Below are 19,298 nucleotides of genomic sequence, written 5' to 3'. Positions count from 1 at the left end.
CCGACCAGCCTACGTGTCCGCGTTCCGACCAGGAGAAAGGATGTCGAGCCCGACGGCCAGCGCGACGTCCGGCGGGGTTTCCGGGCCGTCTTCGGCGCCGGCGAGCTGCACGGCGACCAGCGCGAGCCGCGCGCGCAGGCTCGCTTCGGGGGTGTCGGACCCGCCGCGCAGCAGGTCGTGGAGCCGGAGCATCCGGTCCGCGAGGCCGGCGCCCGCGGCGATGGCCTTCAACGCCGTCGCGTTGCGCTGCACCAGGCCGATGACCGGGCCGAACCGGCGCTCGACCAGCCCGGCGTACTCGGTGAGCAGCGCCTCGGGCCGGGTTTCGCGTGCGAGGAGATCGTCGAGCGCCGCGCCCCAGTCCTCGAGGAGGCTGGTGACGATGTCCTCCTTCGTGCGGAAGTGGTAGTACAGCGCGGCTTTCGTCACTTCCAGGCGCTCGGCGATCTCCCGCAGCGAGCTGCCCTCGTACCCCTGTTCGGCGAACAGTTCGAGCGCGACGCGCTGGATGCGTTCGCGCGTGTCGGTGCGCCGCCCGGCCATGCCCTGCTCCTCAACTTACTTGACGGCCGACTAGTAATCACTTAGCTTGGCATTGCTTGTCGGCCGACAAGCAATGCATCCACAGCTTACCCGGGGGTTCACCATGACCACGATCGCGCCACCGCGCGTCGCGGGCCGCTGGCTCGCACTCGCCGCGCTGGGCCTGGCCCAGCTGATGGTCGTGCTGGACACGACCGTCGTGAACATCGCCCTGCCCTCGGCCCAGCGCGCGCTGGGCCTGTCCGACACCGGCCGCCAGTGGACGATTTCGGCGTACACGCTGGCGTTCGGCGGCCTGCTGCTGCTCGGCGGCCGGCTGGCCGACCGGCTCGGCCGCCGCACCACCCTGCTCGCCGGCATCGCCGGGTTCGCCGTGGCCTCCGCGGTGGGCGGCGCGGCCCCGTCGGGCGGCTGGCTGATCGGGGCGCGGGCGGCGCAGGGCGTGTTCGCCGCGCTGCTGGCGCCGTCGACGATGTCGCTGCTGACGCTCACCTTCACCGACCCGCGCGAACGCGGGAAGGCGTTCGGGATCTTCAGCGCCATCATGATGTCCGGCTCCGCGCTGGGCCTCACCGTCGGCGGCGCGCTCACGCAGTTCCTCGACTGGCGCTGGAGCCTCTACGTCAACGTGCCGATCGCCGTGCTCGCCGGGCTGGGCGCCTGGTTCGCCGTGCCGCCGACAGCCGCGCACCGCGAAACCCGGCTGGACTGGACCAGTGCGGCGCTCAGCTGCGGCGGCGTCGTGCTGCTCGTGCACGCACTGTCCGAAGTGGCCACTCAGGGATTTTCGGGGCCAGTAATCGGTTTCCTCGCACTTTCGGGGGCACTGCTCGGCTGGTTCGTGGCCCGGCAGGCCCGGCACCCGCACCCGCTGCTGCCGCTCGCGGTGGTGCGCGACCGCGCTCGCGCCGTCGCCTACCTGACGGTCGGGGCGGCGTCGTTCGGCGCGTTCGGGATGTTCCTGTTCCTGACCTACCAGCTGCAGGTCGTGATGGGCTACGGCGCGCTCGCCGCGGCGCTGGCGTTCCTGCCGACGCTGGGGGCGAACATGCTGACGTCGACGCAGCTGTCGGGACGGCTGCTCCCGCGCGTCGGCCCGCGGCCGCTGCTGGCGGGCGGGTTGTTCGTGCTGGCCTGCGGGCTCGTGGCGGCCACGCGGCTGACGCCGGACGCGTCCTACGCCGCGGTCGTCCTGCCGATGCAGCTGCTGCTCGGCGTCGGGGCCGGGCTGTGCATGCCAGTGGTGCTGAACGTCGCGACCCGCGACGTCGGCGCCCGGGACGCGGGCGCGGCCTCGGCGTTCGTGACGACGTCGCAGCAGGTGGGCGCCTCGCTCGGCACCGCGGCCCTGAACACGATCGCGACGGCGGCCTCGGCGGGCCTCACCACGCCGTCGGCGATCGTCCACGGCTACACGACGGCGTCAGCCTGGGCGGCGGCGATCGTCGGCGCGGCCGCCCTCACCGCGTTCCTGGTCCTCCCGCGCGGCACCCGGTAAAGGCCGTGAAGGCCTCCTTACCGGCTTTTATGCCCGGTAAGGAGGCCTTCACGGATGTTCGGGTCAGGCGGCGACGACGGCCTGGGGGCCGCGGGCGGTCTGGGTGACGTGGCCGCCGCGCTCGGCGACCCACGCCAGCGCCGCGTCGGCGCGCTCGCCGCGGACGCCGAGGCGGAAGCGGCCGACCGGGGTGTCGCCGATCCGGGTCAGGCCGCCGCCGATGGTGGCGAACTCGACGTCGAAGCGGCCGGCGGCCTCGGGCAGCAGCGCGCCCACCGACGCGAAGCCGACCAGCACGACGTCGACCGCGCGGTCGTAGCGCGCGCCCTGCGAGCGCGGGGTCTCGATGGCCGGCAGCAGCGCCTGCGCGGTGCGGCTGCCCGGGTTCGAGATCAGGTCGAGCACGGTGCCGCGCTCGACGACGGTGCCGTCTTCCAGCACCGCGACGTCGTCGCACAGCCGCCGGACGACGCCCGCGTCCGGCGTGGTGACGACGACGGTGGTGCCGAGTTCGGAGCGCGCGCGGTCGAGCACGGTGAGCACCGAGCCGGCCTCCTCCGGGTCGATCCCGGCGGTCGGGTCGTCGGCGAGCAGCACGGCCGGCGCGGCGGCCAGCGCCTTGGCGACCGCGACGCGGCGGAGCTGCCCCGCGGTGAGCTCACCGGGACGCTGCGCGGCGCGCGGGGTCAGGCCGACCAGGTCGAGCAGCGAGCCGACCCGGCTGCGGCGCTGCGGGCCGTCGACGCCGAGCTGCTCCAGCGGCGAAGCGATGTTGCCGGCGATGGTGCGCTCGGCGATCAGCTCCGGCTTCGACGAGACGACGCCGAGCTGACGGCGGATCTCGCGGAGGCGGCGGCCGTCGAGGGTGCCGGTGTTGAGGCCGTCGAGCCGGACGACCCCGCGGTCGGGGCGCTCCTGCAGCGCGATGCAACGGGCCAGGACGGACTTGCCGGAACCGGCCGGGCCGACGACGCCGAACAGCGAGCCGGCCTGGACGTCGACGCTCACGTCACGCAGGGCGACGACCGAATTTCCGTTGGTGGCAAAGGATTTGGACAGGTTTTCGACGGTGATCACGACAGCTCCAGAAAAACAGGGCGCAGCGCACGAGGGCGCGCCCGGCCGCAAGCGAATGTCCGTCCGCAGTGGACGGTGCGTTGAGAAGGGTGGTTCGGCTCAGACGAAGCTCAGCGCGAGCGGCGACATGCGGAGACGGAGCGGCGGCCTTCGTCGACGACGCGACGCCTGGTCAGCAGCAGGGGGCGAGCTACCCTCTTCATCGAAAACGGCCTCCATCGGTCCTGGCGGTAGCACCTGCCCTGCGGAGGGTGGTTGCTGCGACTTCGACGAGCCAGGTCTCTCGGTCGCTCGGGATGGACGTACTGAGTTAAGCCGATCCCACGGAGCGAAAGCAAGCCCGTTGGCCCACATCACACGACTGGAGGTGTCGCAGTCACGAGGTGACGGCGAAAACGTGCGTTTTTCACCGTCTCCACTGTGGTGGATTCAGCGGCCGACCTGCGCACTGGCGGCGATCCGGGCGAAGTCGCGCACGTCGAGCTGCTCGCCGCGGGTCTTCGGGTCGATGCCCGCGGCCGCCAGGAGCTCGCCGGCCCGCTCGGCCGAGCCCGCCCAGCCGGCGAGCGCGGCGCGAAGCGTTTTCCTGCGTTGTGAGAAAGCGGCGTCCACCAGGGAGAAGAGACTGTCCCGGTCTTCGGACGCGGGCGCGTCGCCGCGTTCGAACGCGACGAGCGCGGAGTCCACGTTGGGCACCGGCCAGAACACCGAACGTGGCACCGCGGCGACTTTCCGTGCGGGGCCGTACCAAGCGAGCTTGACGCTCGGGACGCCGTAGATCCGGCTGCCCGGCCCGGCCGCCATCCGGTCGGCGACCTCGGTCTGCACCATGACGAGCCCGGACCGCAGCGACGGCACCTCGGCGAGCAGGTGCAGCACGACCGGCACGGCGACGTTGTAGGGCAGGTTGGCCACGAGGGCGGTCGGCGCACCCGGCAGGTCGTCGTTCGCGACCCGCAGCGCGTCGGCCCCGACGACGGTCAGCCGCTCCGCGGCTTCCGGCCCGCGCTCGGCCACGGTCTCGGGCAGCCGCGCGGCGAGCTTGGGATCGATCTCGACGGCGACCACCCGCGCCCCGGTCGCGAGCAGCCCCAGCGTCAGCGACCCGAGCCCGGGCCCGACCTCGAGCACGACGTCGTCCGCGGTGACGCCCGCCAGCTCGACGATCCGCCGGACGGTGTTGGGATCGTGCACGAAGTTCTGCCCGAGCTTCTTGGTCGGCCGCACGTCCAGCTCGGCCGCCAGCCCGCGGATTTCGGCGGGTCCCAGCAGTTCAACCACCGGACGAGCTTACCGACCGTGGTCAGGAAGCACCCCGAGGGCGGCGGTGGCCAGGTCGCGCACGCGCTGCCAGTCCGGTTCGGTCACGAGCGCTTCGGCGTCCCAGAGGTGCGCGTTGACCTCGCCGCTCATGCGATCGAGCACGCCGTCCAGCTCGGCCAGGGCGGGGGTCGCCTCGCCGAGGCCGGTGCTGCGACCGAGGTCCGCGTAGAAATCGTCGAACTCCATCGCGAGTTCGTCGGCGGCGTAGGGGATGCCGATTTCGCGCAGCCAGGCCTGCTGCCGCTCGGCGGGCCACGTCAGCCGGGTGAGCGCCTCGCGGAAGTACCCGAGCTTGTACCGCTGGTAGTCCTCCACGAGGTCAGTGTCGCGCGGCCGCGCCCTTCAGCGCACACGAAAAAGCCCCCGCCCACGGGGAGGACCCAGCACGGCCAGGATCCCTGGCCCGCCGCTGTCAGGGGCGGGCCGCATGGTCGAGGTCGCGAATGACTCATTGGGGGCCTCGGAGGTCCCGAATGAGTCATTCGCGGCACCACAGTGGCCGAGCCGGGCCGCGCCACCCGCGCACCTTGCCGGACTCCGGCAGCCGGATCGGCCGCGCCGACCTGACTTTTCCGCACGCGAAAAGGCCCCCGTCCACGAAGGACGGGGGCCGTTCCGAAGCGAAACTCAGGCCTTCTTGCCGCAGACCGGCCAGGCGCTGTACCCGCCACGAGCGTCGCGGACCTTCTCCGCGATCGCGATCTGCTGCTCGCGCGACGCCTGGTTCGGGTAGGCCGCGTACGCGTCGCCGCCGTAGGCGTCCCACGTGCGCTTGTCGAACTGGAGGCCGCCGTAGTAGCCGTTGCCCGTGTTGATGGCCCAGTTGCCGCCCGACTCGCACTGCGCGATGCGGTCCCACGCGGAGCCGTCGCCGATGGCCGGGGTCGGGGCCTTCTTGGTGCCGACGTGGATGATCTTCGGCTTGGCCTCGGTGATGACCTGCTCGGAGATGCTCTCGCGGGAGACCTCTTTGCCGTTCTTCTGCGTGACCTTGTAGGTCACCATCTTCTCGCCCGGGGTGCCCGGGTCCTCGACCGAGGTCTTGCCCTTGTCGAGGTTCGGGTCGTCGACCTTCTGCTCGGGCGGGTCGATGGTCTCCTTCTGGACGACCGTCGAGACGCCGGTGCGGCTGATGTGCACCTCGGCGCCGTCGGTCAGCTTGACGTCCAGGCCGCCCTCGGCCTGGTCCTCCGGGCCCAGGGTGAGCTTGTACTCGCCCAGGAACTCCTTCGTCGTGACCGCGGTCGTCTTCACCTGCTTCGGCGCGTTGGCGCCGTCGTACAGGGTGATGTTCTTCAGGGTCTTGATCTCGACGGTGGCGCCCTGCAGGGGCAGCTCGCCGTCCTTCGGCATCGACATCCACGTGCCGGGCTTGTCGACGCCGGCCATGCCCAGCTGGGTCAGCGCGTCGCCGAGGTGGGTCGCGCGCACCCAGGAGGTGTGCTCCGCGCCGTCGACGATCATCTTCAGCTGGCGGCCGCGCTCGAGCTTGATGACGCCGCCGTCACCGACCTCCGCCTGCGGGGAGGGGGACAGCGAGTCGTGCTCGCCGACGGACAGGCCCGCGTCCTCCAGCACCTCGCCGACGGTGTCGCCGAACGAGTGCACGGTCTGCTGCTGGCCGTCGACGTCGACGGTGACGCTCTTGTTCATCGCCAGCGCGGCCGCGCCGCCGCCGGCGATGCTGATCATGACGCTCAGGACGGCGCCCTTGAGGAAGCGGCGCTTCCAGACCTTGGTGGTCTCGCGCAGGCCCTCGTCCAGCGCGGCGCGCTTGGCCTGCGGCGACGCCGTGCGGTCCGCCTCGACGGCGTCCGGGATGACGATCGGGGGCAGGTACGTCGTCTCGGCGTTGATGAGGCGGATCAGTTCGTCGACGTCGACGTCGATCTCGGCCATCATCGCGTCGGCGTCGGGGCCGAGCGCGGCGAGGATGTCCTGCTGCGTGATGTTCGGGTCGTCGGAGAAGTCGAGCTGGCCATACGCGGTGTCCTCGAAGTAACTGCGTTCGAGGACGGCGGAGCGCGCTCCAGCCTGTCTGCTACCTGTCACCGGGGATCGTTCCCTTTCACGAGACGGCGGTCGGGGGCGCCGTCTCTACGACTGGGCGTGACGATCGGAAACTGCTGAGCGCAGGTCCGACCGGCACGATCACGGGACAGTAACGGGTCCCGCCGGGTTGCGCAAACACCCCCCGGAGTGTCGTGATCCCCGTCACTCCATCAGGTGGACGATCAAGGAACCCTGATGTCGCAATGCGTTCAACCCGTTGTGACACTGGGGAGTCGGTACACCCGCTCGGCAGTGGTCCGGACCGATTCGGCGACTTCGTGGACAGCTTCGCCCCTGAGCGCCGCGAGGTGACGGACGGTGTAGGCGGCGCCGAACGGCTCGTTCGGCCGCCCACGGAACGGGTGGGGGGTCAGAAACGGCGCGTCGGTCTCGACGAGGTACTGACCCGGCGGGCAGAGCCGCGCCGCCTCGTGGAGGCCCTTCGCGTTCTTGAACGTCACCGTGCCCGCGAAGGAAAGGACGTATCCCGCGTCCACGCACTTACGGGCCATTTCCGCGTCCCCGGAAAAACAATGGAAGATTACGGCATTCGGCGCATTCTCTTCGGCCAGGATGCGCAGCACGTCGTCGTGGGCCTCGCGGTCGTGGATCATCAGCGGCTTGTCCAGCCGCTTGGCGAGGTCGATGTGCCAGCGGAACGCCTCCTGCTGGGCGTCGTGCGGCGAGTAGTCCCAGTAGTAGTCGAGGCCGGTCTCGCCGACCGCGACCACGCGGTCCTGGGCGGCCAGGCGCTCCACTTCGGACTTCTCGGCCTCGCCGAACTCCTTGGTCCGCGTCGGGTGGATGGCCACGGCGGCCCACACGCGCGGGTCCCAGCCGGCGGCCTCGGTGGCCCAGCGGGCCGAGGCGAGGTCGTCCGCGACCGTGACGACGCGGGCGACGCCGGCGCGCTCGGCGCGGTCGACCATGGCCGTGACATCGGCCGCGGTGACCGCGCCGCACGCGTCGAGATGAGTGTGCGCGTCCACCACCGACACCGGGAGCCTGTCCGGGACAGGCGGCAGCTCGCGCTTCTCGTCACCCATGCAGTACCTCTTACTCCTTGATGATCGGCGCCCACTCCGGCCCGGTCTCGCCGAGCGCCGGGTCGAGCTTGGTGAACAGCGGCGACGGCTTCTGCAGGGGCTTGCCGACCTCGATCGGCGTCGACTCCCACTTGGCCTGCTCGGCCGCGTAGTCGCCGGTGAGGATCGGGTTGACCCGGCCGTCGATGTCGAGGTCGTCGACCTCCTTGAGCTCCGGCTGGGCGGCCCAGACGCCGGTGCCGCCGAGTGCCTCGTGCACCTTCTGGGCCGAGTGCGGCAGGAACGGCGTCAGCAGCGTGTTGGCGTCGGAGACGACCTGCAGCGCGGTGTGCAGCACGGTGTCGCGCCGGGTGGGGTCGTCCTTGAGCTTCCACGGCTCCTGGTCGGAGATGTACTTGTTCGCCGCGGTGACCACCTTCATCGCCTCGGCCGCCGCCAGCTTGAACCGGGACCGGGCCAGGTGTGCGCCCGCGGTGTCGAACGCCTTGCGCGAAAGCGCCTTCAGCTCCTCGTCGGCCGCCGTCGGGGCCTCCGGCCGCGGGATGGCGCCGACGTTCTTGTGCGCCATCGAGATGGACCGGTTGACCAGGTTGCCCCACTCGTTGGCCAGCTCGAAGTTGGTCCGGCGGACGAACTCGTCCCAGGTGAAGTCGGTGTCCTGGGTCTCCGGGCCGGCGACCGAGATGAAGTACCGCAGCGTGTCCGGGCCGAAGTCGCGCAGGAAGTCCTCGACGTAGATCACGCGCCCGCGCGAGGTCGAGAACTTCGAGCCGCTCATGGTGAGGAACTCGCTGGAGACGATCTCGTCCGGCAGGTGCAGCCGGCCGTACTTGCCGGGCTCACCGCCCTTGTCGCCCTCGCCGTTGTGCCCGAACAGCAGCGCCGGCCAGATCTGGGCGTGGAAGGTGATGTTGTCCTTGCCCATGAAGTAGTACGACCGGGCGTCGGCGTTGTTCCACCACTCCTGCCACGCGTCCGGGTTGCCGGAGCGCCGCGCCCACTCGACGCTGGCCGAGAAGTACCCGATCACCGCGTCGAACCAGACGTAGAACCGCTTCAGCGGCTGGTCGCGCCAGCCTTCGAGGGGGATCTTGACGCCCCAGTCGAGGTCGCGGGTGATCGGCCGGGGCCGCATGTCGTCGATCAGGTTCTTGGTGAAGTTGAGGACGTTCGGGCGCCAGTCGGTCTTGGTGCCCAGCCAGTCGCCGAGGGTCTTGGTGAACGCCGGCAGGTCCAGGAAGTAGTGCTCGGTCTCGACGAACTTCGGCGTCTCGCCGTTGATCCGCGACTTCGGGTTGATCAGCTCCGCGGCGTCGAGCTGGTTGCCGCAGTTGTCGCACTGGTCGCCGCGCGCGCCGTCGTACCCGCAGATCGGGCAGGTGCCCTCGACGTAGCGGTCGGGCAGCGTGCGGCCGGTGGACGGGCTGATCGCGCCCCGGGTCGTCTTCGGGACGACGTAGCCGTTGCGGTGCAGCGCCAGGAAGATCTGCTGCGTCACCTCGGCGTGGTTGCCGGTCGTGGTCCGGGTGAACAGGTCGTAGGAGAGGCCGAGGCCCTGCAGGTCGGTGCCGATCTGGCGGGTGTACTTGTCCGCCGTCTCCTGCGGGGTCGAGTCCTCCTTGTCCGCCTGGACGGTGATCGGGGTCCCGTGTTCGTCGGTGCCGGACACCATGAGCACCCGGTTGCCGGCCATTCGCTGGTAGCGGGAGAAGACGTCGGACGGGACGCCGAATCCGGACACGTGGCCGATGTGGCGGGGGCCGTTGGCGTAGGGCCAGGCCACCGCGGTCAACACAGGGGTGCTCATACCTTATTAGCCTACGGAGGCCGTCACGCGCTTTGTCGGGAGGGAGGCCCGGTGGGCGCCACGCCCCCGGCCGGCCGCGGCGAGTGGCGCCGCGCGGACCGCTGTGACCGTGCCGCGGTACCCGAGGAGCGGGAAACCGCCTGATCAACCGCGTGTGTGTCACTGCGGGTCCGCCGTCCGCGACGTATGGTGTGCTCTCCACCGAAGTGGCGGGGGCGGGACTGTGACGGAGCCGGAGAGCGAACGCGGGATCTCGCTGTCCCACCGTGAGCGGGTGTCCGACTGGCACGCCGTCCGCGCGGCGGACACGAAGTTCGTGTCGGTGACGATCAGCGAGAACGTCAACTGGAGCAACGGCGCCGCGGAGCGGAACCTGGCCGGGGCGCAGGAGGCCGGGCTGCACGTCGGCGGGCGGCACTACGCGCGGCCCGGCGCGGTGCACGACCAGGCCGACCACTTCGTGCGCACGGCCAGCAGGCTCGGCGCGTTCGCCACCGGGTCGCTCGCGCCGGCGCTGGAGGTGGCGGCGCCGAGCGTCGACGACCGGTTCATCAAGGCGTGGATCAAGCACGTCCGGCACGCGGCGCGCATCGAGCGGGTGCTGGTCTACGCCGACCACGACTGCTGGGCGAACCGGCTGCACCCGGACCGCTGGGCCGACAGCGAGGTCATCCTCTGGCTGACCCGGCACAACGGCATCCCCGGCCGGCCGGGCTGGTTCCACTCGCGGCTCGGCCTGCACCAGCACGCGTGCGCCGCGGACGTCCCCGGCATCACCGGGCCGGTGGAGCAGAACGCCGTCGTGTACCCGTTCACATTGGGCGACTTGCTGCTCTGACCTGTGGTGGTATGGCGCCATGCGCGTGTCGAGCACCCCACTGCGGACGGACGTCACGCCCGCGCGCGCGTTCGCGGTGCTCGCCCGCCACGCCGCCGCCCGCGGGCTGCCGCCGCCCGCGATGCTGTCCGGCGAGTGGTTCGGCGCGCAGGCGGTGATCGCGCCTTCGCTCACCGTGTCCCCCGGCGCCTTCCCCGTCGCGCCGGTGCTCGACGCCCCGCCGGACGTGATCGGCGGCGGCTGGTTCGGCTACCTCGGGTACGACCTCGCGGACCCCTCGGGCCGCACCGGGTTCCTGCCGCCGTCGGCGTGGGGCTGGGCGGACCACGTGCTGCGGTGGTCCGGTTCCGGCACCTGCCACCTCGAGTCCCTGGACGGCGGCGGCCCGCCGGTGTCCACGATGGAGGCGCTGCTGGCGTCCGCCCCGCCCGCGTCGACGTGGTCGGCGGGACCGCTGCGGCGGCCGCTGCCCTCGGAGCACCGGGACGCGGTGAAGGCGTGCGTGCACGCGATCGAGGCGGGCGAGCTGTTCCAGGCGAACATCTGCTCGCGGTTCACGGGCACGTTCTCGGGCTCGCCCGCGGCGTTGTTCGCGGCCGGGGTTTCGTCGCTGGCCCCGCGCCGCGCGGCCTTCCTGTCCGGCGCGTGGGGCTCGGTGGTCTCGTTCTCGCCGGAGCTGTTCCTCGCGCGCCACGGGCGGGCGGTGCGCTCGACGCCGATCAAGGGGACGCTCCCCCGGCGCGGGCCCGCCGACGACGGCAACGCCGAGCTGCTGCGCCGGTCCGCCAAGGACGTCGCGGAGAACGTGATGATCACCGACCTGGTGCGCAACGACCTCGGCCGGGTGTGCGAGGTCGGGTCGGTGACCGTGCCTTCGCTGCTGCGGGTCCGCCCGGCACCGGGCGTGTGGCACCTGGACTCGACGGTGACGGGCACGCTGCGCCCGGCGGTGTCCGACGCCGACCTGCTGGCCGCGACGTTCCCGCCGGGCTCGGTGACGGGCGCGCCGAAGATCCGCGCGCTCGACCTGATCGCTTCGCTGGAGCCCGGCGGCCGCGGCGTCTACACCGGCGCGATCGGGCTGCTGTCGCCCGCGGCCGGGCTGGAGCTGAACGTCGCGATCCGGACGTTCGAGATCGCGGCCGGCGCGATCGCCCTCGGCGTCGGGGGCGGGATCACGGCGGATTCGGACCCGGAGGCGGAGTGGCAGGAGTGCCTCCACAAGGCGGCACCCCTGGAAGCCCTACTTGCCGGGGTCGAGCAGTAGCTTGCCGACGGTCTTGCGGGAGCGCAGGGCTTCGTGCGCGGCGCGGGCGTCCGCGAGCGCGTACTCGCCGCCCGGGATCGCCTTGAGCTTGCCCGCCAGCACCAGGTCGAAGAGGTCGGTCAGCGCTGTCCCGAAGACGTTGCCGGGCAGGCGGAAGACGTGCGGGAGCCACATGCCGCTGATGGTCGTGCTGTGCCCGAGGAGGTTGCGCAGCTCGACCGGCTTCGGGCTTTCGCGCCCGGCCATGCCGTAGAACGCCAGCCTGCCGAACGGCGCCAGCGCGGCGATGCTCTGGTCGGTGGTGGTCCCGCCGACCATGTCCAGCACGACGTCGACGCGGCGGCCGCCGTTCGCCTCGACCAGCGCGGCGGTCATGTCCTCCGCGCGCGAGTCGATCGCGACGTCGGCGCCGAGTTCGAGGGCGAGCGCGCGCTTCTCGTCGCTGCTGGCGGTGGCGATGACGCGGCCGGCGCCCCAGGCCTTGGCGAGCTGCACGGCGATGGTCCCGACCCCGCCGGCGGCGGCGTGCACGACGACCGACTCGCCCGGCTCGAGGTGGGCGTTCTTCTTCAGCAGGACCCACGCGGTGGTGCCCTGGACCAGCATGGACAGCGCGGTGAGGTCGTCGACGCCGTCGGGCACCGGGAACGTCGTGGCCTCGGGCGCGACGGCCTTCTCGGCGTACCCGCCCCCGCCGTTCAGCAGCGCGACGACCCGCTTGCCGCCGCTGGTCCCGACCACCTCGCCGCCGGGGACGAGCGGCAGCTTCGACGGCGCCAGGTAGCTGTTCTCGGCCTGGTGGGTGTCGGCGTAGTTGACGCCGATCCGCTCGACGTCGATGAGCACCTCACCGGGCCCGGCCACCGGGTCGGGCAGCTCGACCGGCGTGAGCACCTCGGGTCCGCCGAACTCGGTCACCTGCACTGCGCGCATGTCGTGTTCCCTCTCCGTCGTGGCTGTGAGACATTCTGGCATATGTCTCAGGAGTTCGAACGGGCCCGCGAGTGGTTCCTGTCCGGCCGCCGCGTCGACATGGGCGAACTGGCGGAGGACCTGGCCATCAGCCGCGCCACCCTGCACCGCCGGGTGGGCTCCCGCGACCGGCTGCTGGGCGAGATCCTGTGGTCGCTATCGTCGGCGTCGATCGCCCGCTTGTGGCCCACGTGCGCGGGGCGCGGCGCGGCGGGGGTGGCGGACTTCGTGAGCGGGTACGTCCGGTTCGCGAACGACTCCCCGCCGTTCCGCGATTTCCTGCGCCGCGAACCCGAGCGCGCGCTGCGGCTGCTGACGACGCGCGCGAGCGTGTGCCAGCAGCGGACGACCGCGAAGCTGGCGGAGCTGCTGTCGGGAGAGGTCTCGGCGGGACGGCTGGTGCCGCCGTTGCCGGTGCCGGATCTGGCCTACCTGCTGGTGCGGATCGGCGAGTCGTTCGTGTACACGGACGTGATCACGGGTGACGCCCCGGACGCGGCGAAGGCACACGCCGCGGTGACGGCGCTGCTCACCTGAGCGCGGCCGCTTCGGCCCGGGCCGCACGCGCTTCCGCCTCGGCCCGCTGCCGGTCCTCGGGGAAGAGCAGCCGGGGTGCCAGCTCCTCGAGCGCTTCAGCGATCGCCACCCGCCAGGCCGCGAAGGCCGCCGTGCCGAGTTCATCGCCGGGCTTCTCGGCCCGCACCCGCCGAAGGTTCCTCAGCGCCGCTCGCAGCTCCGGCGTCATCACGCCTTCCGCGCCGCCAGCACGGCGTCGTAAAGCTCCTTTTTGGACACCCCCGCCGCCTCGGCGACCTCCGCCGCCGCGGACTTGAGGCGCTCGCCCGAAGCCACCCGGTCCGCCACCTCGGACACCAGGTCCGCCACCGACACCTCCCGCGGCGCGGCACCCGCGACGACCACCGTGATCTCCCCGCGCACCCCCTCGGCCGCCCACTCCGCCAAGGACGCCAGCGTTCCCCGCTTCACCTCTTCGTACGTCTTCGTCAGCTCCCGGCACACCGCGGCCCGCCGCTCGGGACCCAGCACCGAAACCGCGTCCGCGAGCAACGACGCCAAGCGGTGCGGGGATTCGAAGAGCACCGCCGTCCGCGGCTCGTCGCGCAACGACGTCAGCCACCGCGTGCGCTCGCCCGGCTTCCGCGGGGCGAAACCCTCGAAGCAGAAGCGGTCGCACGGCAAACCGGACAAAGCGAGCGCCGTCGTCACCGCGGAGGGGCCGGGCAGGCACGTCACCGGGAGGTCCGCGGCGACGCACGCCGACACCAGCCGGAAGCCCGGATCGGACACACTGGGCATACCGGCGTCCGTCACCAGCACGACCGTCTCGCCCGCGCGTAACGATTCGAGCAGCTTCGGCAGGCGGGCGGTCTCGACGTCCTCGTAGAAGCTCACCACCCGGCCGCGCGGGGTGATCTCCAGCGCGGCCGCCAGCGACCGCAGGCGGCGGGTGTCTTCGGCCGCGATGACGTCGGCTTCCGTCAGCGCTTCGGCCAGACGGGGCGAGGCGTCGCGGACGTCGCCGAGCGGGGTGGCAGCGAGGATGAGACGGCCCTGGGTCACCCGGCCAGCCTAGGCTGATCAGCGGATCCGGACGACGGACGCCCTGTCCCGCCCGTAGGATCGCCCCCGTGACCGCCGTGCTGACCCGTCCCGACGACGAGAGCGTCCGGCCGGACCCGGTCGAAGCGCTCCGGCCGCCGACCGACCGCGAAGTGACCCTGCTCGGCCGCGGCATGCCGACCGACCGGCTGCGCGGCTGGGTCGTCACCCTCGTGCTGACGCTGATCGGCGGGATCGTCCGGCTGCAGAACCTCGGCGTGCCGACGGACAAGGGCAGCCCGGTCTTCGACGAGAAGCACTACGTGCCGCAGGCGTGGCAGGTGCTGCGCAACGGCGGTTACGAGGACAACTACGGCTACGAGCTGGTCGTCCACCCGCCGCTGGCGAAGCAGCTCATCGCGATCGGCGAATGGCTGTTCGGCTACAACGGCTGGGGCTGGCGGATCATGCCCGCGCTGGCAGGCACGCTGATCGTGCTGCTGACCATCCGCATCGCCCGCCGCCTCACGCGCTCGACGCTGCTCGGCGCCATCGCCGGCATCCTCGTGATCAGCGACGGCGTGCTCCACCTGCAGTCGCGCATGGGCATGCTCGACATCTTCATCGCGCTGTTCGTGCTCGCCGCGTTCGCCTGCGTGCTCGCCGACCGCGACCAGGTGCGCGAGCGGCTCGCGACCGCCGTCCGCGAAGGCTGGGTCAACGAATCGGTGTGGGGCCCGAAGCTCGGGTTCCGCTGGTGGCGGTTCGGCACCGGCCTGATGATCGGCCTGACGTTCGGCGTCAAGTGGTCGGCGCTGTACTACATCGTCGCGTTCGGGCTGCTCACCGTCTTCTTCGACGTCGCGGCCCGGCGCGCGGCCGGCGTCGAGCGGCCGTGGCTGGGCACGATCCGCCGGGACGTGCTGCCCGCGCTGTGGGCGATCCTGGTCATCCCGTTCCTCATGTACTTCGCCGCGTACTGGGCGTGGTTCGCCAGCGAAACCGCGACCGACCGGCACTACACGGAGATCAAGGACATCGCGCCGGGCTTCTTCGCCTGGGTCCCGCCGGCGCTGCGCTCGCTCGCCGACTACACGGGCAACGTGCTGCACTTCCACGAAACGCTGGTCACGCCCAAGGACAACCCGCACCCGTGGGAGTCGAAGCCGTGGACGTGGCCGATGGGGCTGCGCCCGATGCTCTACAGCTACAACGGCGAGGCCACCGGCTGCGGCGAGTCCCGCTGCATCAGCGCGACGATGCTGATCGGCACCCCCGCGATGTGGTGGGCGGCGATCCCGATGCTCGGCTGGGCGGCCTGGCGCTCGATCTTCCGCGCGGACTGGCGCTACGCGGCGGTGCTGGTCGGCTACCTCGGCGGGTACGTCTTCTGGTACACGAACATCGACCGCCAGATGTACTTCTTCTACGCGACGCCGCTGGCGGCGTTCCTGGTGCTGGGCTTGACGTTGTGCCTCGGCCAGATCCTGGGCAGCGCGCGGCGCGGGTTCGAGAGACGCGGGACCGGTCTGCTCGTGGTGTCGCTGTACGTCGGGCTGGTGGTGGCGAACTTCGCCTGGCTGTGGCCGATCCTGAACGGCATCGCGATCACGAACGGCCAGTGGGAAGCCGAACGCTGGCTCCCCTCCTGGCGGTGACCCTGGCCGATCCCGGCCCGCGGTACCACCGGTCGTTCCTCGACGCGCTGCGCGAGTACCACCGGGAAGGCCTGCACACCGACCTCGACCCGCGGCTGCTCGCGGACCGGTCGCGGTTCCTGCGCTGGCTCGACGAGGTGCGGGAAGCCGGCGTCCACGGGACGGCGCCGCTCGAGCGGGACCGGGTGCCGCACCGGATCCTCTGGTGGATCGAGGGCGACGAATACCTCGGGCGCGCCCGGCTCAACCTGCGGCTCAACGACGAGCTGGCCGAGTTCGGCGGCCACATCGGCTACGACATCCGGCCGTCGGCACGCGGCCGCGGCCACGCCACCGCGCTGCTTCGCGCCGTGCTCCGGGTCGCCGGCGAGGCGGGTATCGAGAACGCGTTGCTGACCTGCGCTCCCGGCAACCACGCTTCGCGCCGCGTCATCGAACGCAATGGCGGGGTCCTGGCGGACACCAGCGCGGCCGGACGGCTCCGCTACTGGTGCCTCACCCGGCGAAGTACGCCCCCGGCGTAACCCCGACCGCCCGTCGGAAGGCCGCCACGAACGCGCTCGCCGAGCTGTAGCCCACGCGGTACGCCACCGTCTCCAGCGGTGTCCCCTGTGCCAGCAGTGGCAGCGCCGCCCGCAGCCGGACCTGGGTGCGCCAGGTGCCGAACGGCATCCGGCACTCGGCGGCGAACACCCGCGCCAGCGTCCGCTCCGACGCGCCGACCGCCCGGCCGAACTCCGCGAGCGTGCGGGGGTCCGCCGGGTTCGCGAGCAGGGCGCGCTCGACGTCGCGGGCGCGCGGGTCGGTGGGGGCGGGTACCGCGATCGGCACCACGTCGAGGGGTTCCAGCAGGTCGAACGCCACCGCTTCGGCCCGCACCCGCGCGGCCGGCGCGACGCCGTCGGCGGTCAGGTACTCCAGGAGCTCGCGCAGCAGCGGCCGGACGACGACCATCCGCGGCGACGGCCACGACACCGGGGACAGCGCCGGGTCGGCGTAGATGCCGCGCAGCGCCGCCCGGCCGAGCGCGCCCGTGCGGTGCCGGACGCCGGCGGGCATCCAGAGCGCGCGCGTCGGCGGCAGCACCCAGCCCGCGTCCCCCGACTTGACCGCGACGACCCCGCGCGCGGACCAGACCAGCTGGTGCGCGGGGTGTTCGTGCCACGGGAACCAGGTGCCGGCGGGCAGGTCGAACTCGCCGAGCAGCATGGCCTGTCCGGTTGACGACATGAGGTGGCACGATATCGGCTTCCGGCCACGGCGGCGCCGAAATAGCGTCGGGCGCATGCCGATGAACCTGATCCACCGGAAGATCTGCAGCTCGGAGAAGTGGGCCGCGACCGTCGAGGAGCGCCTGACGCCCTGGCTGGCGCAGCGCGACCTCGGCGACGACGTGCTCGAGATCGGACCCGGCTTCGGCGCCACGACGCAGGTGCTGCTCGGCGCCGTCCCGAAGCTCACCGTGCTGGAGATCGACCCCGCGTCGACCGAGCTGCTGCGTGCGAAGTTCGGCAGCCGCGCCGAGGTGGTCGAGGGCAGCGGCGCCGAAATGCCGTTCGAGGACGGCCGCTTCTCGGCGGTGGTGTGCTTCACGATGCTGCACCACGTCCCGACGAAGGAGCTGCAGGACGCGATCTTCGCCGAAGCGGCACGGGTCCTGCGCCCGGGCGGCACCTACTGCGGCAGCGACGGCCAGCTCAACCTCAGGTTCCGCCTGCTGCACCTGGGCGACACGATGAACGTCGTCGACGCGGCGACGTTCCCGGCCCGCCTCGAGAAGGCGGGCTTCGAGCAGGTCGACGTCCGCTTGGAGCCGAGGCAGCTCGTGATCTTCTCGGCGGTCAAGCCCGGCTAGCGGCGGGGCGCCTGGCCACCCGGCTGCCGCGGCACCACCCGGGTCACCGGGCCGTCCGCGGACTTGCCCGCGCGCGACAACCAGCCCTCGACCTCGCGACGCACCGAGTTCAACGTCGGACGCCGGCGCGGCTCCGGGTCCAGCGACGCCGCCAGCAGGCGGGCGTGCGCACTGCGTTGGGGCAGCCGCGACACCGGTTCGGCGCGGGCCGCCGCCATCAGGGCCGCCATCGGGGTCTCGCGCGTGCCGCGCGGGGGCTGGCCGGACAGCGCGTAGCTGATCGTCGCCGCCAGCTGCCACGCGTCGGACGCCGGGGAGGCCGCCGAGCCCATGGCCTGCTCCGGGGCGACGAAGTCGGGTGTGCCGATCATCATGCCGGTGGCCGTCATCTTGGAGTCGCCCTGGCTGCGGGCGATGCCGAAGTCGATCAGGTGGGCCAGGCCGCTCGGGTCCAGCACGATGTTCGACGGCTTGATGTCGCGGTGCAGGACGCCCTTCTCGTGCGCCGCGGCGAGCGCGCCGGCCATCGTCGCCCACAGGCGGCCGGCCGCGACGTCGTCCAGCGGGCCCTGGCCGTCGACCAGCTCGGCCAGCGGGCGGCCTTCGAGGTACTCCATGACCAGCGCGAGGCCGTCCGGCTCCTCGGCCAGGTCGTACACCTTGACGCAGTTCGGGTGGCTGACCACGGCCAGCGCGCGGGCTTCGCGCTGCATGCGCTCGGCCGTGTCGCGGTCCGGCGCGTGCGCGATCTTCAGCGCGACCGTGCGGTTCAGCTGGGTGTCGACGGCCTGCCAGACCGTGCCGAAACCGCCCGCGCCGAGCTGCTTGACGCGCCGGTAGCGGCTGCCGCCGGCGTTGCGGGAGCCGGGCGGCGGCGGGATCGGGCCGGGGGCCGCGGCCAGGGCGCCCGCCATCGGCGGGGGTTCGGGTGCCGACGCCAGCGCCGTCTTCGGGTACGGCTTGTTGACCGGCGGCGGAGGCGGAGGCGGGGTCGGGCGGGGCTGCATCTGGGACGCCGACGGCGGTGGCGGCCGGTACGGCTCGGGTTCGCGGCGCGGCGGCGCGTCCGAGCGGTTGATCACCGACCACGGCGGTGGCCCGACCATCGCGACCGGGATCAGGCCCAGCACGCTGAACGGCAGGAAACCGAGCCAGAAGTGCAGCGCGGTGTTGGCCTCCATGCCGACGCTGAACGCGAGCATCGCGGCGAACGGGATCCAGATGAACCGGGACGGCCACTTCGGGCCGCGACGGAAGGCGGTGCGGCCCTGCAGGATGACGAACAGCAGCGAGCCGGCGGGCAGCAGGATGAACGCGGCCACGTAGACGAAGGTCGGCAGCGCCGCGTTGTTCTTGTAGAACAGCACCTCGTAGACGTTCGGTCCGCCGCCCAGGTACTCCTTCTGCGTGTCCACCCAGCACGAGCCGCTCGTCAGCGTCGAGGCCTCACTGGCGGTCAGCCCGGACTTCGTGCCCGCCCGCTCGGCGCGGAAGACACCCGAGACGCCATTCGACAGCAACCACGGCAGGATCAGCGCGGTGACCAGGCCGATCGCCCCGAACACCGACAGCGTCGTGGCGTCGTAGCGGTTGCCGGTGCCCTTGCGGATGATCGAGATCGCCAGCGCGCCGATCGGCGGGAGCAGTGCGACGAGCGCGCCCGCCGCACTCGTGGCCCAGACCCAGTCGCCGGGGCAGAAGCCCGGGCCGAACAAGGAATGGGCTAGCGAGAGCAACGCGCTCGCGAGTCCGTTCACCGCCGGGCTCCCCTCACTGTCCGTGTTCTCTTCGTACCGCGCTGC

General features: G+C 72.0%; 19 protein-coding genes and 1 riboswitch. Of the genes, 7 read left to right on the top strand and 12 right to left on the bottom strand.

From position 1 onward, the window contains the following. Positions 1-9 precede the first annotated feature (9 nt). On the bottom strand, positions 10-543 hold the full coding sequence (locus tag EIY87_RS26010) for a TetR/AcrR family transcriptional regulator (protein ID WP_125312513.1): 534 nt from the start codon (positions 541-543) through the stop codon (positions 10-12). 103 nt (positions 544-646) lie between these two features. Between EIY87_RS26010 and EIY87_RS26005 the strand changes: the two genes are divergently transcribed. Further along, the gene (locus tag EIY87_RS26005; protein ID WP_125312512.1) at positions 647-2,041 is read left to right on the top strand and encodes an MFS transporter; all 1,395 of its coding nucleotides are present in this window, start codon (positions 647-649) and stop codon (positions 2,039-2,041) included. 63 nt (positions 2,042-2,104) lie between these two features. Here the strand turns inward: EIY87_RS26005 and EIY87_RS26000 are convergent, their stop codons facing one another. From EIY87_RS26000 to metG, 6 genes are all read right to left on the bottom strand, one after another. Then, positions 2,105-3,118, bottom strand: a complete 1,014-nt coding sequence (locus EIY87_RS26000) for a methionine ABC transporter ATP-binding protein (RefSeq protein WP_125312511.1) — start codon at positions 3,116-3,118, stop codon at positions 2,105-2,107. Positions 3,119-3,330: 212 nt separating this feature from the next. Then, positions 3,331-3,421, bottom strand: a riboswitch (SAM riboswitch). Between the two features lie 126 nt (positions 3,422-3,547). Then, positions 3,548-4,399: a 16S rRNA (adenine(1518)-N(6)/adenine(1519)-N(6))-dimethyltransferase RsmA gene (gene rsmA / locus EIY87_RS25995; protein ID WP_125312510.1), complete on the bottom strand. Its 852-nt coding sequence runs from the start codon at positions 4,397-4,399 to the stop codon at positions 3,548-3,550. A gap of 9 nt (positions 4,400-4,408) precedes the next feature. Continuing rightward, entirely contained in the window at positions 4,409-4,756 is a 348-nt protein-coding gene (locus tag EIY87_RS25990) for a thioredoxin domain-containing protein (RefSeq protein WP_125312509.1), read from the bottom strand. A 312-nt stretch (positions 4,757-5,068) separates the two neighbouring features. After that, positions 5,069-6,493, bottom strand: coding sequence for a resuscitation-promoting factor (locus EIY87_RS25985; protein WP_125312508.1), 1,425 nt, complete (start codon positions 6,491-6,493; stop codon positions 5,069-5,071). 209 nt (positions 6,494-6,702) lie between these two features. Next, a complete protein-coding gene (locus EIY87_RS25980; protein ID WP_125312507.1) occupies positions 6,703-7,539 on the bottom strand; it encodes a TatD family hydrolase in 837 nt (278 codons plus the stop codon). 10 nt (positions 7,540-7,549) lie between these two features. Continuing rightward, on the bottom strand, positions 7,550-9,346 hold the full coding sequence (gene metG, locus EIY87_RS25975; protein WP_191984268.1) for a methionine--tRNA ligase: 1,797 nt from the start codon (positions 9,344-9,346) through the stop codon (positions 7,550-7,552). 223 nt (positions 9,347-9,569) lie between these two features. Here metG and EIY87_RS25970 point away from each other — a divergent pair, with 223 nt between their 5' ends. Both EIY87_RS25970 and EIY87_RS25965 read left to right on the top strand, forming a co-directional pair. Then, positions 9,570-10,184, top strand: a complete 615-nt coding sequence (locus EIY87_RS25970) for a glycoside hydrolase family 25 protein (protein WP_125312506.1) — start codon at positions 9,570-9,572, stop codon at positions 10,182-10,184. A gap of 19 nt (positions 10,185-10,203) precedes the next feature. Beyond that, positions 10,204-11,451, top strand: coding sequence for an aminodeoxychorismate synthase component I (locus EIY87_RS25965; protein WP_125312505.1), 1,248 nt, complete (start codon positions 10,204-10,206; stop codon positions 11,449-11,451). Here EIY87_RS25965 and EIY87_RS25960 read toward each other — a convergent pair. After that, entirely contained in the window at positions 11,428-12,384 is a 957-nt protein-coding gene (locus EIY87_RS25960; protein ID WP_125312504.1) for a quinone oxidoreductase family protein, read from the bottom strand. The genes EIY87_RS25965 and EIY87_RS25960 overlap by 24 nt on opposite strands. A gap of 42 nt (positions 12,385-12,426) precedes the next feature. On the opposite strand from EIY87_RS25960, the gene EIY87_RS25955 reads away from it, so the two are divergent. Then, positions 12,427-12,960 carry a QsdR family transcriptional regulator gene (locus tag EIY87_RS25955; protein WP_125312503.1) on the top strand — a complete coding sequence of 178 codons (534 nt, stop codon included), beginning with the start codon at positions 12,427-12,429 and terminating at the stop codon, positions 12,958-12,960. Here the strand turns inward: EIY87_RS25955 and EIY87_RS47745 are convergent. Next, positions 12,953-13,126 carry a hypothetical protein gene (locus EIY87_RS47745; protein WP_158641362.1) on the bottom strand — a complete coding sequence of 58 codons (174 nt, stop codon included), beginning with the start codon at positions 13,124-13,126 and terminating at the stop codon, positions 12,953-12,955. The two genes, EIY87_RS25955 and EIY87_RS47745, sit on opposite strands and share 8 nt — an antisense overlap. Before the next feature lie 41 nt (positions 13,127-13,167). After that, entirely contained in the window at positions 13,168-14,004 is an 837-nt protein-coding gene (rsmI, locus tag EIY87_RS25950; RefSeq protein ID WP_125312502.1) for a 16S rRNA (cytidine(1402)-2'-O)-methyltransferase, read from the bottom strand. A 68-nt stretch (positions 14,005-14,072) separates the two neighbouring features. Here rsmI and EIY87_RS25945 point away from each other — a divergent pair, with 68 nt between their 5' ends. After that, on the top strand, positions 14,073-15,641 hold the full coding sequence (locus EIY87_RS25945) for a dolichyl-phosphate-mannose--protein mannosyltransferase (RefSeq protein WP_125312501.1): 1,569 nt from the start codon (positions 14,073-14,075) through the stop codon (positions 15,639-15,641). After that, complete coding sequence (locus EIY87_RS25940) at positions 15,638-16,165, top strand: GNAT family N-acetyltransferase (protein WP_158641361.1); 528 nt, start codon at positions 15,638-15,640, stop codon at positions 16,163-16,165. Before EIY87_RS25945 ends, EIY87_RS25940 begins: the two co-directional genes overlap by 4 nt. On the opposite strand, the gene EIY87_RS25935 is transcribed toward EIY87_RS25940, so the two are convergent. Beyond that, positions 16,137-16,850, bottom strand: a complete 714-nt coding sequence (locus tag EIY87_RS25935; RefSeq protein WP_125313519.1) for an AraC family transcriptional regulator — start codon at positions 16,848-16,850, stop codon at positions 16,137-16,139. The two genes, EIY87_RS25940 and EIY87_RS25935, sit on opposite strands and share 29 nt — an antisense overlap. Before the next feature lie 76 nt (positions 16,851-16,926). Between EIY87_RS25935 and EIY87_RS25930 the strand changes: the two genes are divergently transcribed. Continuing rightward, the gene (locus EIY87_RS25930) at positions 16,927-17,496 is read left to right on the top strand and encodes a class I SAM-dependent methyltransferase (protein ID WP_125312499.1); all 570 of its coding nucleotides are present in this window, start codon (positions 16,927-16,929) and stop codon (positions 17,494-17,496) included. Here EIY87_RS25930 and EIY87_RS25925 read toward each other — a convergent pair. Further along, complete coding sequence (locus tag EIY87_RS25925; RefSeq protein WP_125312498.1) at positions 17,493-19,253, bottom strand: serine/threonine-protein kinase; 1,761 nt, start codon at positions 19,251-19,253, stop codon at positions 17,493-17,495. The two genes, EIY87_RS25930 and EIY87_RS25925, sit on opposite strands and share 4 nt — an antisense overlap. Positions 19,254-19,298 lie beyond the last annotated feature (45 nt).

It is taken from the genome of Amycolatopsis eburnea (assembly GCF_003937945.1).
Taxonomy (GTDB): domain Bacteria; phylum Actinomycetota; class Actinomycetes; order Mycobacteriales; family Pseudonocardiaceae; genus Amycolatopsis; species Amycolatopsis eburnea.
This window is presented reverse-complemented; position numbering and strand designations above follow the sequence as displayed.

Excerpts from the sequence above, each read along its gene's own strand:
- EIY87_RS26005 (WP_125312512.1), top strand. The coding sequence starts at position 647 with ATGACCACGATCGCGCCACCGCGCGTCGCGGGCCGCTGGCTCGCACTC.
- EIY87_RS25955 (WP_125312503.1), top strand. The coding sequence starts at position 12,427 with ATGTCTCAGGAGTTCGAACGGGCCCGCGAGTGGTTCCTGTCCGGCCGC.
- EIY87_RS25930 (WP_125312499.1), top strand. The coding sequence starts at position 16,927 with ATGCCGATGAACCTGATCCACCGGAAGATCTGCAGCTCGGAGAAGTGG.
- EIY87_RS25980 (WP_125312507.1), bottom strand. The coding sequence starts at position 7,539 with ATGGGTGACGAGAAGCGCGAGCTGCCGCCTGTCCCGGACAGGCTCCCG.
- EIY87_RS25960 (WP_125312504.1), bottom strand. The coding sequence starts at position 12,384 with ATGCGCGCAGTGCAGGTGACCGAGTTCGGCGGACCCGAGGTGCTCACG.
- EIY87_RS25935 (WP_125313519.1), bottom strand. The coding sequence starts at position 16,850 with ATGCTGCTCGGCGAGTTCGACCTGCCCGCCGGCACCTGGTTCCCGTGG.
- EIY87_RS26010 (WP_125312513.1), bottom strand. The coding sequence starts at position 543 with ATGGCCGGGCGGCGCACCGACACGCGCGAACGCATCCAGCGCGTCGCG.
- EIY87_RS25965 (WP_125312505.1), top strand. The coding sequence starts at position 10,204 with ATGCGCGTGTCGAGCACCCCACTGCGGACGGACGTCACGCCCGCGCGC.
- metG (WP_191984268.1), bottom strand. The coding sequence starts at position 9,346 with ATGAGCACCCCTGTGTTGACCGCGGTGGCCTGGCCCTACGCCAACGGC.